Source organism: Pseudomonas sivasensis (genome assembly GCF_052938085.1).
This window is the reverse complement of record NZ_CP176442.1, coordinates 1,597,579-1,610,863: the sequence shown is the minus strand read 5'-3', so window position 1 is coordinate 1,610,863 and position 13,285 is coordinate 1,597,579. Positions and strand designations below refer to the sequence as shown.

Below are 13,285 nucleotides of genomic sequence, written 5' to 3'. Positions count from 1 at the left end.
TGAGGGTAATGCTTGTAGGCGCAAGCTATGTCGCCTTTTCCTACACTGATAGTAGCCCTAAGTCCTACATATTGCTTGAACGAAACCACAACGAACTATTACTGAATTCATCCGAATTCTGACGGACCGGTCAGGCAATGGCGCGGGTGTCTTTCATTACCGTCGCCTGGCCCTCTTGCTGCAAGTCGATCCACGCATTGAGGTTAGCGCCGAGCATACCCTTTCGCCACATCAACCAGGTGGTCGCAGTGGCAAAATGCCCTGTCAGTGGATGAACGGACACGCTGTCCTTGCCTGGCAGGCTGTCGAGCATGGCTTGTGACATCAACGCCACCCCTGAACCGGCAATCACGCAAGCGAGCATGCCTTGATATGACTCGATCTCAATCGCCCGTCCCATGGCTACGCGCTCGTGGGAAAACCAGCTTTCCAGGCGTGTGCGATAAGCGCAACTGCGTCGGAACGTAAACACCGAGCGGCCGGCAACATCCTGGGGACCACGCACGGGTGGGTGGTCGGCTTCACAGATCAGCACCAGTTTTTCCTCGCATAACTGCACGCCGTCCAGGCTGGCGATGGTCAGCGGGCCGTCCACAAACGCTGCGTCCAGACGCCCCGTGATCAGACCTTCCAGCAACTCACCACTGGGCGCTGACTGCACCTGCAGATTCACCATTGGGTAGGCCTTGTGATAACGCGCCAGCAGCTTGGGCAAATGCACTGCTCCAGTGCTGTACATGCTGCCCAGAACAAAGTCGCCGGCCGGTTGCCCACCTTGCACGGCGCCATGGGCTTCATCGTGCAGCGCCAGCAGACGGGTGCTGTAGTCCAGCAATATCTTGCCCGCCGGAGACAGCTGCAAGCGCTGACGTTCGCGCAGGAACAGCTCTACACCGAGCTGTTCCTCCATCTGTTTGAGTCGGGTCGATAGGTTTGACGGCACGCGGTGCAGGCGCTCAGCCGCGCGGGTGATGGACCCCTCTTCCGCCACGGCCTGGAAAATGCGCAATTGACTGAACTCCACGACTTTCTCCAAAACTGAATAAGTTACTCAATATCATTCAATTTTACAGAAAGTCAACACACCTTAGGCTGAGGGTCATTCGTTTCTCAGCAGGACACCTGACCATGTCACCCCTGATTCGCTTACTCGCCAGCTCCATCGCCCTGATGATGGCCATGGGCATTGGCCGCTTCGCCCTCACCCCACAAATGCCCCACATGCTTAGCGAAGGGCAGATCGACCTGACCGACGCCGGCCTGATCGCCGCCGCCAATTACCTCGGCTACTTCGTGGGCGCGGTGGATTCGATTTTCGCCCGCGATCACCGTCATGTACGCGGTCGGCTGTACGGTGGGCTCTGGTTATGTGTGCTGCTGACCTTTGCGTCCTCTTGGGCCCATGGGTTCTGGCCTCATCTGCTGTTGCGCTTTGGCACTGGCGTGGCAAGTGCCTGGGCATTGGTGATGATCACTAGCTTGAGCCAGCCGCTGGCGCTCACCGCCGGACGCCCGCGTCTGGGTGCTCTGGTATTTGCCGGACCGGGCCTGGGGATTCTGTTGACCGGGCTATTGGCGCTCGGCTCAAACCTGCTGGGGCAAAACTCCGCCACGTTATGGTTGATCTATGGCGCTGTGGCGCTGCTCATGCTGCTGGCGATCCTGCCGTTTTTGCCGCAGCCCTGTGCCAGCGCCCCTGGCGCGGGTCATAGCGACGCGGGCAGCAACGGCAGCATCACGCACCTGTGCTGGATTTATGTGCTATTCGGACTGGGTTACATCATTCCAGCGACCTTCCTGTCACAGATGGCCAGCGCCCAGTTCAAAGGGGCCTGGCAGGCAGATCTGTTCTGGCCGTGCTTTGGCCTGCTGGCAGCGATTGGCGTGGGCGTGGCGACTCTGCGTCGCAAAGATCCAGACGCTACTCGCCGCTGGCTGATGACAACGCTGTGGCTGCAAGCGGCCGGAGTGTTCACGTGCTTGCTGGGCAATGGCTGGGGGTTGGCACTGGGCGTTCTGCTTTGCGGCGGTCCGTTCCTGGCCTGTATGCAATTGGTGATGGCGCGCTTGCGGGATGTGGCGCCCCACGGCTACCAGCGCAGCACCGGTCTGCTGACCGCCAGCTTTGCCATCGGCCAATTGAGCGGGCCCTTATTAGCGTCCGCGAGCAGCCATCTGAGTGGAGGCCTGCAACCGGCATTGGTGATTGCCGGTACAGGCCTGTTCTTGGCGGGGTGGATATTGGTCAGCCAGCAACCAAAGGCGCTTGCGTGCGCACCTGTTCGCGCCGTGACAGCGCCAGGAAAAACAGCCCTCCCAGGAAGCAGCCGGTAAACCAGGCGAAGTTGGCCATGCCCTGCAACGCCGGTGTGAAGGTGATCGCGACGCCCACCAGTGTTGCGGGCACCAGCGCCTTGACCGCTGTCCAGTTCACGCCGCCGTCGAAGTAATAGCGCCCACTTGGGCTGTCATCGAACAGCGCATCTACATCGATTTTCTTTTTTTTGATCAGGTAGAAATCTACCAACAGAATCCCAAACAGCGGCCCGATAAACGCCGCGAGGATATCCAGGGTGTAGTGGATCATCAGCGGGTTATTGAACAGGTTCCATGGAGTGATAAAGATCGAGGCTACTGCTGCGATCATGCCCCCGGCACGCCAGCTGATTTTGCTTGGCGCGACGTTGGCGAAGTCAAACGCAGGGGACACAAAGTTGGCGACGATATTGATACCGATGGTCGCGGTCACAAAGGCAAATGCGCCAAGCAGCACGGCCATGTTGTTGTCGATACGCGAAACCGTGGCGATCGGGTCGTGGAGCATTTCGCCAAACACCGGCAAGGTGCCAGAGACGATCACCACCGTCACCAGGGAAAACGCCAGGAAATTCACCGGCAGGCCCCAAAAGTTTCCGCGTCGCACATCCTGCATGCTGCGGCAGTAGCGGCTGAAATCGCCGAAATTCAGGGTTGGCCCAGAGAAGTACGACACCACCAGCGCCGTGGCTACGATCACTTGGCCGAACGCTTGCCAGCCCGACAGGGACTTTTCCGACAGAGTAAAGCTGATGTTCGACCAGCCAGCCTTCCACACAATCCAGCCAGCCAGGGCAAACATCACCGCATATACCACCGGCCCCGCCCAATCGATAAAGCGGCGGATAGACTCCATGCCGGCCCAGAAAACTGCAGCTTGCAGTACCCACAGGCTGAGGAAACCAAACCAGCCCAGGTAGGACAGACCGGCGAAATGCGGTTCTGCATACACCGCCATCTGTGGGAAAAAGCGCAACACCACGATGATCAAAGCGCTGGACGCCAGATAGGTCTGAATCCCGTACCAGGCCACGGCAATCAGGCCACGAATCACCGCAGGAATATTCGCGCCAAACACACCAAATGCGAGCCGGCAGATGACTGGATAAGGAACGGCGGCCTGCTGGCTAGGCTTAGCCACCAGATTGGCGATCAATTGCACGATGCAAATACCCGCGAGCAAGGCGATCAACACCTGCCAACTGGCTAGCCCCAAGGCGAACAGACTGGCAGCGAATACATAACCACCGACGCTGTGCACGTCACTCATCCAGAAGGCAAAAATGTTGTACCAGTTCCACTTCTGCGGCAGTGGGCCCAGATCCTGGTTGTACAGGCGCGGGCTATAGCCTTTGGGCAATTGTTCGGTCATCGCTGGGCTCCTCGTAATACCGGCCTGCGCTTCCGACACGGGGATGCATACGGGAGGCGGCCAGGTTTGTATACGAGACAGTCAGCAGAATGCGTGCCAATAGCACACAATCCCTCTACGACGGTGCTCCAAAGGCGCTTATGACGGTTTAGTAGCGGGGACCGCGCTCAGCAACGGTGCACATAAATCCTGTACACAATCATCGGTGCACCCGATGTGCACACACGTGTCCAACCGTGCAACACACCGCTGTCAGGAAGGTGCCCCAGGCCATGTCCATCAGGGCCAAGCTCGCAGACCAGCCTTGCAGTGTGGCCCAGTTGCTCAGGTCATAGGTGCCATAGGCCACCAGACCCAGCAAGGCACCCAGACGCGCTGCGCGTTGCCAGTTGATGCTTGGCAAGACCACGAACACCACACAACCGAGGACATACAGGAGATAGAACAGCACTGCGGGCAATAGGCGGGGCTGATCAAGCATCAGCGGGCCCAGCAAGGATTTGTAGGTAGGGCCCATGAGGACGCCGAGCCAGAGGCCGTCGAGCACCAGAAAAGCAAGCAAGGTGCCGAGGTAGGCGAACAACGATTTTTTAGACATCAAGCGGACCTCTGTAGGAGCGAGCTTGCTCGCGAAAATATCTCAGGCCCATCGCGGTATCGGATGTACCCTTTTCGCGAGCAAGCTCGCTCCTACAGAAGAGCAAACCCTACTCAGCTTAGTTCAATGCGATCCGCGTGAATCACGATCTGACCCTGCTTGTAGAGCGCACCAATAGCCTTCTTGAAGTTACCCTTGCTCACGCCGAACAAGTTGCTGATTACTGCCGGGTCGCTTTTATCGCTGACCGGCAACGTGCCGTTGTTTTCGCGCAACTTGGCGAGGATCTTCGAGTTGAGACTGGAGGCCGCTTCCTGGCCGACCGGTTGCAGGCTCAGGCTGATGTTGCCATCGGCGCGGATCTCTTTGATGAAGCCTTTCTCTTCCTTGCCGGGACGCAGGAACTTGAACACTTCGTTCTTGTGGATCAGCCCCCAGTGTTTGTTGTTGATGATCGCCTTGAAGCCCATATCAGTGGCTTCGGCCACCAAGAGGTCGACTTCCTGGCCCACAACGTAGTTGGCCGGCGTCTTGTCCAGGTAGCGGTCAAGGCGCGCGGTGGCGGTAATACGCTTGGTGTGCTTGTCGAGATAGACGTGCACCACGCAGTATTCACCGGCGGTCATCTGACGTTTTTCTTCCGAGTACGGAAGCAAAAGGTCCTTTGGCAGCCCCCAATCGAGGAACACGCCAATACTGTTGACTTCCACCACTTTCAAACTGGCAAATTCGCCGACTTGAACTTTGGGTTTTTCGGTGGTGGCGATAAGTTTGTCATCGCTGTCCAGGTAAATAAAAACGTTAAGCCAGTCTTCATCTTCACTGGGAATATCTTTTGGGATATACCGATTAGGCAAGAGGATTTCACCATCTTGCGCACCATCAAGGTACAAACCGAAGTTAGTGTGTTTAACCACTTGTAAGCTGTTGTAGCGCCCGACTAGAGCCATTTCCAATACCCTCATTGCGTGGGCGGCATTCTACCCGAGTTGCGCCCGCGACGCGCGCACGCCTGAAAAATCGCGGCCTGGCATGGCCCTACGATGGCATCGCTCCGCTCGTCCGATCATTCGACTGAGTTTTGCCCTTCCACCAGCACTGCATTGCTGGGTGGTTTCGAGTCAAAACAGTAAGTTAGGGCCTAATTCCAGCGATGAACTTCGGTTATTTCCAGCCGCGCCACTTATTCCCAGGGGATATTTGCCAAGCAATTGTCAAGTATTTCCTGTACGATGCCTGGCCAAGTTAATTTTCTACAGGTTAGTGGCCGCCATGCGCGTAAAAGCATCCAACAGCAAAGCAAAGCCAGCTCCAGCCGTTGAAACCAGCGAATCGATCAACAGCCAAATCGCTGCTTTCCTCAAGTCCGGTGGCGAAATCCAGCAAATTGCAAAAGGCGTGAGCGGCCAGACTTTCGGCCCGTCCAAGCAAATCAGCCTGGGTAAAAAGTAATACCGCGCAAAATACCTGGTCCCTAAGCGTCTTGCCTCCAAGGCGCTAGGACTAGAGCCCGAAACACCCTCCTTCTACATTCAATATTGCGTTAATCGACGAACGGGCCTCATCGCCTGGCATTCGCCGGTATCCTTGCACACGTCTAGCACGGGCATCTGCCCGATTTTCTCCGTTACTGCTCCTCGCTTTTCATGGAGTGAAGCATGCTCAAATCCTGCATTTTTCTGGTCAGCACATTAGTGGCTTGCCCCCTTGCCGAAGCGCAGATCTTCCAGCGCGAATTGGGCGACTTCGACCTGAAATTAGGCACCACCCCCAGCCGCAGCATGGCACAGGGCCTGGTCAAGCCGACCTCGCCGGGCAGCGACTCTTTCCACGGGGGGTTGGACCTCAGCCACAACAGCGGCCTGTACTTCGGCCAGTTCTCGCCAAACATGGGCCTGTCTTCGGCAAGCACCCTCGAAGTCGACTCCTACATGGGCTTCAAACACCCCTTCGACCAGACGCTCGGCTACGAAGTCGGCTTGATCCACTACAGCTACCCCAAGCTCAGCCCCCTCGACAGCCAAGAGTTCTACGGTGGCTTGAACCTGTTGGGCAATCGTTTCGGTGCCTCCTTCAGCAACGACCCGGACCGCCAGGACAGCACCCTCTTCGCCGACCTGGGCGGCACCCAACCCTTCGGCATCGGCGTCAGCATGAAGTACACCACCCACCAATTGGGCACTCCAGCTTCGGTGGACGGCGGCACCATCAGCAGCTTCAGCGACTGGTCGGTTCAGTTCTCCCGCGCCTGGAAGGGCATCGACTTGGACCTGATTTACAGCGACTCCAGCCTTAGCGGCGGCGACTGCTCGGCGTACTCCGGACACAATTCGCAATGCGACGGGCTGTTGACGTTAAAGGCCGCGCGGTCGTTTTATTGATGGGCTGAACTGTAGCGCCTGGCGCGGGTTCACATACATTGAATCCCTCTGCCCAAGGAAACGCCCATGCTGCGTCGGCTCAAACTGTTGGTGGCCCTGCTGACCCTAAGCCTGGCACTCGCCGGCTGCAACCGCGTGGGCCTGGCCTACCGCAACCTGGACGTGATCATCCCCTGGACCCTCAATGACTACCTGGACATGAACGCCGGGCAGAAGAGTTGGTTCAACGATAAGCTCAAGGAACACCTGGCCTGGCATTGCACCACGCAGTTGCCGGGTTATCTCGATTGGCTCGATCGCCTGCAACAGATGGTCGACGAAAACCAGGTCACCGATTCGGCACTGAAAACGCGCACCGCCGAAGCCGAACAGGCAATCGCTGAAGTCGCCCGCGAAATCACCCCCTCAGCCATCGAATTGCTCCAGGGACTGAATGATCAGCAGGTCAAAGAAATGAACGACGCCCTGGCCAAGGATCTGCGTAAACGCCAGGATGACTACCTTAAGCCGCCCCTCGCCCAACAAATCAAGGACCGCGCCGAGCGCATGAACAAACGCCTGGACACCTGGATGGGCCCACTGAGCGCTAGCCAGCAAAATCGCGTCACCGCGTGGTCCGTCGCGCTGGGCGAACAGAATCAGGAATGGATCGGCAATCGCGCCCATTGGCAGGCGCAATTTATCGAAGCGGTGCAGCAACGCCACAGCGCCGAATTCCCACAGAAGATGCAGCAACTGCTGGTGGACCGCGAAAGCCTATGGACCCCGCAATATCGCGCGGCTTACGCCCAGACCGAAGCTGCGGCGCGCAGCCTGATTGTCGACGTGATGGCCGAAAGTACGCCGCAGCAACGCCTTAAACTCACGCAGAAAATCGACGGCGTACGCAGCGACTTCAAGGCACTCAAATGCCTCAAGGCCGCCGGGATTTAATGTGGGAGGGACTGCCACCCACACTGGGTCCGCGCATACCCGTCAGGCAATCTGCGCTTTGGACGCCACTTCAGCGAAGGTTGCCGGGTCCAGTGCATCCGGCTGCTCATCCAGCACTTGGCGCGGGTGATCGTTGCCGGGAATGGAACTGTCGATCAGCGCCAGCAGTTGGGCACCCAATTGCGTCAAAATGAAGTTCTCACCATTTCCGCCCTCTGCCTCGGGGCGCGATTCAATAAAACCGCGCTTGAACAGCAGCGCTTCATAATCCGCTGCGGTCTTTTTCAGCGCATCCAGATTGCCGGTGTTCTCACCCGCCGTGGCCTTCTCGGCCGCTTCCTGCTCGGCGTATTTGCGCGGGGCAAAGCTGCCTTCGCCGTTCTGCACTTCGTGCAGCAGACGTTCGATTAGATCCCAGTTGTAAGTCGTCATCCTGATTCCTCCTGCAGGCCTAAGAAAAAGTAGCCCGTCAAAAGGTGTGACATGCCACACCTGCCACCGTTCAGCCAGCCAGACGGACGTCATTTCTCTGAACTTTCCAGACGTTCGCCCCCTCAACCGCACATCATCACCAAGGAGGTACGTACCATGAACACCTTGAGAAACCTGGCCATCGCCGCCGCCCTGCTCACCGCCCTGCCCGCCTGGGCCTGCACGCCCGAAGAGGCCACGGCGAAACGAGAGCAGTTGGCGACGGAAGTGACCAAGCTCACCGAGCAGAACCCCACCAAAGCCAAAGAGATGAACGACGAGCTGCAGAAGATGGACCTGGACACTGAAAGCGCGGAATTCCCTGACAAGTGCCAGCTCATCGACGCCCGCCTTAAAGAATTGAAAGAAGCTGCGGCAAAAGCCAAAAACTGAAGGCATAAAAAAACCGGACGATGTCCGGTTTTTTCACATCAGCGCTGGCTTATTCAGCAGCCGGTGCTTCGGGCTTGCGGCGTTTAAGCGGGGCCATGCCGTCTTTGCTGACCAACGACAGGTTATCGGTCTTCGGACGGTTGGCGATCTTGCGCTTGGTCGGCGACTTGGCACCGGTTTTCTTCTTGTCGCCCTTGGCGTCAGTCTTTTTCTTCTTCACGCCAACAGCCTTGCCCGACGCCTTGACCTTCTTCGGCCCGGTGTAGGTGCCTTTGACTTCCTTGATGGTGCGGCGCTCGAACGACTGCTTGAGGTAGCGCTCGATGCTCGACATCAGGTTCCAGTCGCCATGGCAGATCAGCGAGATGGCCAGGCCATCGTTGCCGGCACGCCCGGTACGGCCGATACGGTGCACGTACTCGTCGCCGCTTCGTGGCATGTCGAAGTTGATCACCAGGTCCAGGCCATCAACGTCCAGGCCACGGGCAGCCACGTCGGTAGCCACCAGGATCTTCACGCCGCCCGCCTTGAGGCGATCAATGGCCAGCTTGCGGTCCTTCTGGTCTTTCTCGCCGTGCAGCACGAACGCCTTGTATTCCTGGGCAACCAAGCGACCGTAGATGCGGTCGGCGGCAGCGCGGGTGTTGGTGAACACGATGGCCTTCTGGTAGGTCTCGTTGGCCAACAGCCAGTTGAGGATCTGTTCTTTGTGCACATTGTGGTCAGCGGTGACGATCTGCTGGCGCGTGGTGGCATTCAGGTCGCTGACATTGTTGACCTGCAAGTGCTCAGGGTTGTTCAGCACCTTGGCGACCATTTCGCGCAAGGTCGAGCCGCCGGTAGTGGCGGAGAACAGCATGGTCTGCTGGCGATTGACACATTCGGCAACCAGACGCTGAACGTCGTCGGCAAAGCCCATGTCGAGCATGCGGTCGGCTTCGTCGAGCACCAGCACTTCGACTTCCTTGAGGTCGAGGTTGCCGGCGTTGAGTTGCTCGATCATACGGCCTGGGGTGCCGATCAAGATGTCCGGCACCTTGCGCAGCATGGCGGCCTGGACCTTGAAGTCTTCGCCGCCAGTAATAATGCCGGACTTGATGAAGGTGAACTGCGAGAAGCGCTCCACTTCCTTCAAAGTCTGCTGGGCGAGCTCACGGGTCGGCAGCAGGATCAGGGTCTTGATGCTCACGCGGACTTTGGCCGGGCCGATCAGACGATTCAGAACCGGCAAGACGAAAGCGGCGGTTTTGCCGCTGCCAGTTTGAGCCGTCACCCGCAGGTCACGCCCTTCGAGCGCGAGCGGGATGGCCGCTGCTTGCACAGGCGTAGGCTCGACAAATTTTAGCTCGGCCACGGCTTTGAGCAGGCGTTCGTGCAGGGCGAATTGGGAAAACACGGGTGCTACCTCGAAGAAATACAAAATATCAGCTGCATAGGGTAACGGTTTCGGGCGCCCAAACCGAGTTTCTTTACGCGAACGGTGCGAATCAGGTGCTTTTTTGTCAGGGCATTTGTCTACAACGTCAACTTTGTCGCACTTAGATGCTCTAATCGCGCCGTCTTGTCTTACAGAGGAATCGGTTTCACCCATGGATATCAAACAGCTTTGGCTCAACGTCCAAGACCTATGGGGCGCCCTCGACCAACACCCGGTGCTGCATGCCAGCCTTGGTTTTATGGTGTTGCTGGTGGTGGCCCTGCTGCTCGGACGGGTAGCGCGATACCTCACCCTGCACGCCGTCAAATTGCTCGGCCGCCAACCGTCGCTGCACTGGCTCAATGATCTGCGGCACAACAAAGTCTTCCACCGCCTGGCGCAAATGACGCCGTCCCTGGTGATCCAGTTCGGCCTGTACCTGGTGCCGGATTTGAGCAAAACCGCGATTCTGTTCATCGGCAACGTGGCACTGGCCATCTCCATCCTGTTCCTGGTCCTGGCCATGAGCGCCCTGCTCAATGCCCTGCTGGACATCTATGCCCGCACCGAACACGCACGCACCCGCTCAATCAAGGGTTACGTGCAGTTGGCGAAGATGGTGCTGTTCGTGTTCGGCGCGATCATCATCGTCGCCACCCTGATTGACCGCTCGCCGCTGTTGCTGCTGTCGGGTTTGGGTGCGATGTCGGCGGTGATTCTGTTGGTGTACAAGGACACGCTACTGTCGTTCGTCGCCAGCGTGCAGCTCACCAGCAACGACATGCTGCGGGTCGGTGACTGGATCGAAATGCCCCAGGTCGGCGCCGACGGCGACGTGGTGGACATCACTCTGCACACGGTCAAGGTGCAGAATTTCGACAAGACCATCGTCTCCATTCCTACCTGGCGCCTGATGTCCGAGTCGTTCAAGAACTGGCGCGGCATGCAAGCCTCCGGCGGGCGTCGGATCAAGCGCAGCCTGTTCATCGACGCCAGCGGCGTGCGTTTCCTGCGCGATGACGAAGAGGTGCGCATGACCCAGGTGCACCTGCTCACCGACTACATCGGGCGCAAGCAGGCAGAGCTCAAGGCCTGGAATGAAGCCCAAGGACACAGCGCACAACTGCTGGCCAACCGTCGCCGAATGACCAACCTCGGCACCTTCCGCGCCTATGCCCTGGCCTACCTGAAAAGCCATCCGGACATCCAGCCGAACATGACCTGCATGGTGCGCCAGATGCAAACCACGGCTCAGGGCGTGCCGCTGGAGATCTACTGCTTCACCCGCACCACGGCGTGGGCCGATTACGAGCGCATCCAGGGGGACATCTTCGATTACCTGCTGGCGGTGTTGCCGGAGTTTGGACTGAGTCTGTACCAGCAACCGAGTGGCACCGATCTACGGGCAGGAATTCTGGCGCTGACACCCAGCCCCCAGAGCACGCCAGCCCTGCAGTGAGCCCGAAGCCGGCGAGGTGAAAATACGCGCCTCGCCGGCGCAATATCCCGCTAAGCGCCGGCAACTATGTGTAGCCGCTGCGACCGAATAATCAACTGACGCAAACAATAAAGAAAATTTCTCCTACGCCTTTAGTGATTTTCACTACTTGTGCGCACTATTTCTAATCTGTTTTTAAAAAAACCAACGCCTTAGCATTTGGCCATCAAACAACGCCAGATAAAGGCCATCCCTCATGTTATGGACAACTCAGCTTTCTGATAATGCGGCAGACTTTGTATTAACTTCGAATGCCGAAGCGTTGACCCACTATTGTGGTGCTAGTGCCTTTGCTCAACCTCGCGATTTTTATACCACTAGTCCCTATCAGCGACCTTCCAGGCCGCAGGACGTGACCGACTCGATCATCACCACCAGCCTGACCAGCGACCAACTTTCAGACAGTCAGCATTTGTTGGCACAACGCTTGTTATTGAATATCTACGAGCAAGACTTAGTCTTCTTGCCCAAGCCGCCATTAGAACTCGACTTAAAGGCTTTCAAACAGTTCTATGACCCCCAACATGCCGCCAGTGGCAAAAAGATCCGCCCGTTACTGGAACACTACTTATACAACTGGCTTAAGGAAGAAGTGCACATCAATGGTCCTTGGTGCCTGGACTCTTTTGTCGCCCACACCGATAAAGTCTTGGATGATGTAGCCCAAGCCGACTCCAAACTGCATGAGGTGCTGACCACCAGCCGCAACCCCCAGCGTGCCGCGCGTTTTTTCATGACCCAATGCGCAGGGGATTTCCTCAGTGAAGCCTCGGCCATGGCGCGCAATGTTCTGGGTAACTGCGGTGTGTACACCAGCGAGTTGTTCAAGATCCTGATCGACGAGTATGGCTACGGCGTCGACAAAAAGAAGCACAGCACCATCTTTGAAGACATGCTCCAGGACATGGACATGTCACACCACGTGCACCATTACTGGCAGTTCTACACGCCGGCGTCGCTGTCGCTGACCAACTATTTCCACTATGTGTCGGCCAACCACGGCGAACTGTTCCGCTACATCGGCGCCATGTACTACACCGAAGCCACGCTGGCGCTGACGACCAAGCACCAGTCCCGTGCGATCAAGACCATCTTCGATGGCCAGGTCTCCACTGCCTACTTCGATGAGCATGCTCATATCGATGTGCACCACGGCAGAATGGCACTTCAGCGCCTGATCATTCCCATGATCAAGCAGTTCGGCACCAAGATCATCCCCGACCTTATCCGCGGCTTTGAAGAGTTCAAGCTCCTTCAGGACATCGCCGACGAAGAACTGTATGCCCATATCAAATGGCACGACGAGCTGGATGAACATCGCGCCAAGGCTTCGCAGCTTCAGGGCCAAAAGCCGGTGGGCCTGCGAATCACCGAGGCTGAACACGAGCTCTCGGTGCTGCACACCCACCCCAATGACGAACTGTTCTGGGTCGAATCCGGCGAGCTGGAGTTTGTCGCCAGCCCCGAATTGACTGTGCGCCTCATCGCCGGCGAAGGCGTCGTGATTCCCAAGGGAATGCTCCATGGCACGCGCATCGTCAGTCCGTCCTGCACGTACACCGTCACCGCCATCTGAATGGGCCACCCAATGAAAGCCATCAGCCTGAATATCACCCACGCCCATTACGTGGCCGTGGAGGACAGAACCTATTTTCTGAAGCGTCACGCGTATTCGACGCAATTGCTGCCCACCTCGTGCCCCCATCGTGGCGGCCCACTGCATATGGGCGAAGTGACGGGCGACGGCCAAAGCGTGATCTGTCCCTGGCACGACAACGCCTACAAGGTCTGCAACCTGGAAAAGAAGGCGCTGCCCACCGTGCGCGTCAGAAACCAGATCAGCACCGTGGTCGGCGACACCGAACGGTGCGTGCCGCTACTTAAACTCTCCCGTTACGACGGATGA

General features: G+C 57.7%; 14 protein-coding genes. 8 read left to right on the top strand and 6 right to left on the bottom strand.

Going from position 1 to position 13,285, the window contains the following annotated elements:
- Window positions 1-130: 130 nt before the first annotated feature.
- Window positions 131-1,024: a putrescine utilization regulator PtrR gene (gene ptrR, locus ACKZ62_RS07575; protein ID WP_032887750.1), complete on the bottom strand. Its 894-nt coding sequence runs from the start codon at window positions 1,022-1,024 to the stop codon at window positions 131-133.
- Window positions 1,025-1,128: 104 nt separating this feature from the next.
- On the opposite strand from ptrR, the gene ACKZ62_RS07570 reads away from it, so the two are divergent.
- Window positions 1,129-2,334, top strand: a complete 1,206-nt coding sequence (locus ACKZ62_RS07570) for an MFS transporter (RefSeq protein WP_447096490.1) — start codon at window positions 1,129-1,131, stop codon at window positions 2,332-2,334.
- Here the strand turns inward: ACKZ62_RS07570 and ACKZ62_RS07565 are convergent.
- From ACKZ62_RS07565 to ACKZ62_RS07555, 3 genes are all read right to left on the bottom strand, one after another.
- Window positions 2,246-3,688 carry an NCS1 family nucleobase:cation symporter-1 gene (locus tag ACKZ62_RS07565; protein ID WP_447096489.1) on the bottom strand — a complete coding sequence of 481 codons (1,443 nt, stop codon included), beginning with the start codon at window positions 3,686-3,688 and terminating at the stop codon, window positions 2,246-2,248. The two genes, ACKZ62_RS07570 and ACKZ62_RS07565, sit on opposite strands and share 89 nt — an antisense overlap.
- Window positions 3,689-3,887: 199 nt before the next feature.
- Window positions 3,888-4,286, bottom strand: a complete 399-nt coding sequence (locus ACKZ62_RS07560) for a DUF2177 family protein (protein ID WP_032887744.1) — start codon at window positions 4,284-4,286, stop codon at window positions 3,888-3,890.
- A gap of 113 nt (window positions 4,287-4,399) precedes the next feature.
- Window positions 4,400-5,236, bottom strand: a complete 837-nt coding sequence (locus ACKZ62_RS07555; protein ID WP_032887742.1) for a CvfB family protein — start codon at window positions 5,234-5,236, stop codon at window positions 4,400-4,402.
- Window positions 5,237-5,558: 322 nt separating this feature from the next.
- Here ACKZ62_RS07555 and ACKZ62_RS07550 point away from each other — a divergent pair, with 322 nt between their 5' ends.
- The 3 genes from ACKZ62_RS07550 to ACKZ62_RS07540 all read left to right on the top strand — a co-directional run bounded on the left by ACKZ62_RS07550 (window position 5,559) and on the right by ACKZ62_RS07540 (window position 7,600).
- Entirely contained in the window at window positions 5,559-5,738 is a 180-nt protein-coding gene (locus tag ACKZ62_RS07550; protein ID WP_003193095.1) for a PFL_1563 family small protein, read from the top strand.
- Between the two features lie 206 nt (window positions 5,739-5,944).
- Window positions 5,945-6,667 (top strand): TorF family putative porin, encoded by a 723-nt coding sequence (locus ACKZ62_RS07545; protein WP_032887741.1) that lies wholly within the window; start codon window positions 5,945-5,947, stop codon window positions 6,665-6,667.
- Window positions 6,668-6,733: 66 nt separating this feature from the next.
- Complete coding sequence (locus tag ACKZ62_RS07540; protein WP_095185400.1) at window positions 6,734-7,600, top strand: DUF6279 family lipoprotein; 867 nt, start codon at window positions 6,734-6,736, stop codon at window positions 7,598-7,600.
- Between the two features lie 42 nt (window positions 7,601-7,642).
- Here the strand turns inward: ACKZ62_RS07540 and ACKZ62_RS07535 are convergent, their stop codons facing one another.
- Complete coding sequence (locus ACKZ62_RS07535) at window positions 7,643-8,032, bottom strand: hypothetical protein (protein WP_032887737.1); 390 nt, start codon at window positions 8,030-8,032, stop codon at window positions 7,643-7,645.
- A gap of 156 nt (window positions 8,033-8,188) precedes the next feature.
- On the opposite strand from ACKZ62_RS07535, the gene ACKZ62_RS07530 reads away from it, so the two are divergent.
- Window positions 8,189-8,464, top strand: coding sequence for a hypothetical protein (locus ACKZ62_RS07530; RefSeq protein ID WP_095185399.1), 276 nt, complete (start codon window positions 8,189-8,191; stop codon window positions 8,462-8,464).
- 49 nt (window positions 8,465-8,513) lie between these two features.
- Here ACKZ62_RS07530 and ACKZ62_RS07525 read toward each other — a convergent pair whose 3' ends face one another.
- Window positions 8,514-9,860 carry a DEAD/DEAH box helicase gene (locus ACKZ62_RS07525; protein WP_017735367.1) on the bottom strand — a complete coding sequence of 449 codons (1,347 nt, stop codon included), beginning with the start codon at window positions 9,858-9,860 and terminating at the stop codon, window positions 8,514-8,516.
- Between the two features lie 193 nt (window positions 9,861-10,053).
- On the opposite strand from ACKZ62_RS07525, the gene ACKZ62_RS07520 reads away from it, so the two are divergent.
- The 3 genes from ACKZ62_RS07520 (at window position 10,054) to ACKZ62_RS07510 (ending at window position 13,285) form a co-directional block, all read left to right on the top strand.
- Complete coding sequence (locus ACKZ62_RS07520) at window positions 10,054-11,340, top strand: mechanosensitive ion channel family protein (RefSeq protein WP_032887734.1); 1,287 nt, start codon at window positions 10,054-10,056, stop codon at window positions 11,338-11,340.
- Window positions 11,341-11,731: 391 nt separating this feature from the next.
- Window positions 11,732-12,955 carry an iron-containing redox enzyme family protein gene (locus ACKZ62_RS07515; RefSeq protein ID WP_447096488.1) on the top strand — a complete coding sequence of 408 codons (1,224 nt, stop codon included), beginning with the start codon at window positions 11,732-11,734 and terminating at the stop codon, window positions 12,953-12,955.
- Window positions 12,956-12,967: 12 nt separating this feature from the next.
- Complete coding sequence (locus ACKZ62_RS07510) at window positions 12,968-13,285, top strand: Rieske 2Fe-2S domain-containing protein (protein ID WP_032887730.1); 318 nt, start codon at window positions 12,968-12,970, stop codon at window positions 13,283-13,285.

Coding starts and splice junctions, on each gene's coding strand:
- ACKZ62_RS07570 (WP_447096490.1), top strand. CDS start 1,129: ATGTCACCCCTGATTCGCTTACTCGCCAGCTCCATCGCCCTGATGATG.
- ACKZ62_RS07565 (WP_447096489.1), bottom strand. CDS start 3,688: ATGACCGAACAATTGCCCAAAGGCTATAGCCCGCGCCTGTACAACCAG.
- ACKZ62_RS07560 (WP_032887744.1), bottom strand. CDS start 4,286: ATGTCTAAAAAATCGTTGTTCGCCTACCTCGGCACCTTGCTTGCTTTT.
- ACKZ62_RS07555 (WP_032887742.1), bottom strand. CDS start 5,236: ATGGCTCTAGTCGGGCGCTACAACAGCTTACAAGTGGTTAAACACACT.
- ACKZ62_RS07550 (WP_003193095.1), top strand. CDS start 5,559: ATGCGCGTAAAAGCATCCAACAGCAAAGCAAAGCCAGCTCCAGCCGTT.
- ACKZ62_RS07545 (WP_032887741.1), top strand. CDS start 5,945: ATGCTCAAATCCTGCATTTTTCTGGTCAGCACATTAGTGGCTTGCCCC.
- ACKZ62_RS07540 (WP_095185400.1), top strand. CDS start 6,734: ATGCTGCGTCGGCTCAAACTGTTGGTGGCCCTGCTGACCCTAAGCCTG.
- ACKZ62_RS07535 (WP_032887737.1), bottom strand. CDS start 8,032: ATGACGACTTACAACTGGGATCTAATCGAACGTCTGCTGCACGAAGTG.
- ACKZ62_RS07530 (WP_095185399.1), top strand. CDS start 8,189: ATGAACACCTTGAGAAACCTGGCCATCGCCGCCGCCCTGCTCACCGCC.
- ACKZ62_RS07520 (WP_032887734.1), top strand. CDS start 10,054: ATGGATATCAAACAGCTTTGGCTCAACGTCCAAGACCTATGGGGCGCC.
- ACKZ62_RS07510 (WP_032887730.1), top strand. CDS start 12,968: ATGAAAGCCATCAGCCTGAATATCACCCACGCCCATTACGTGGCCGTG.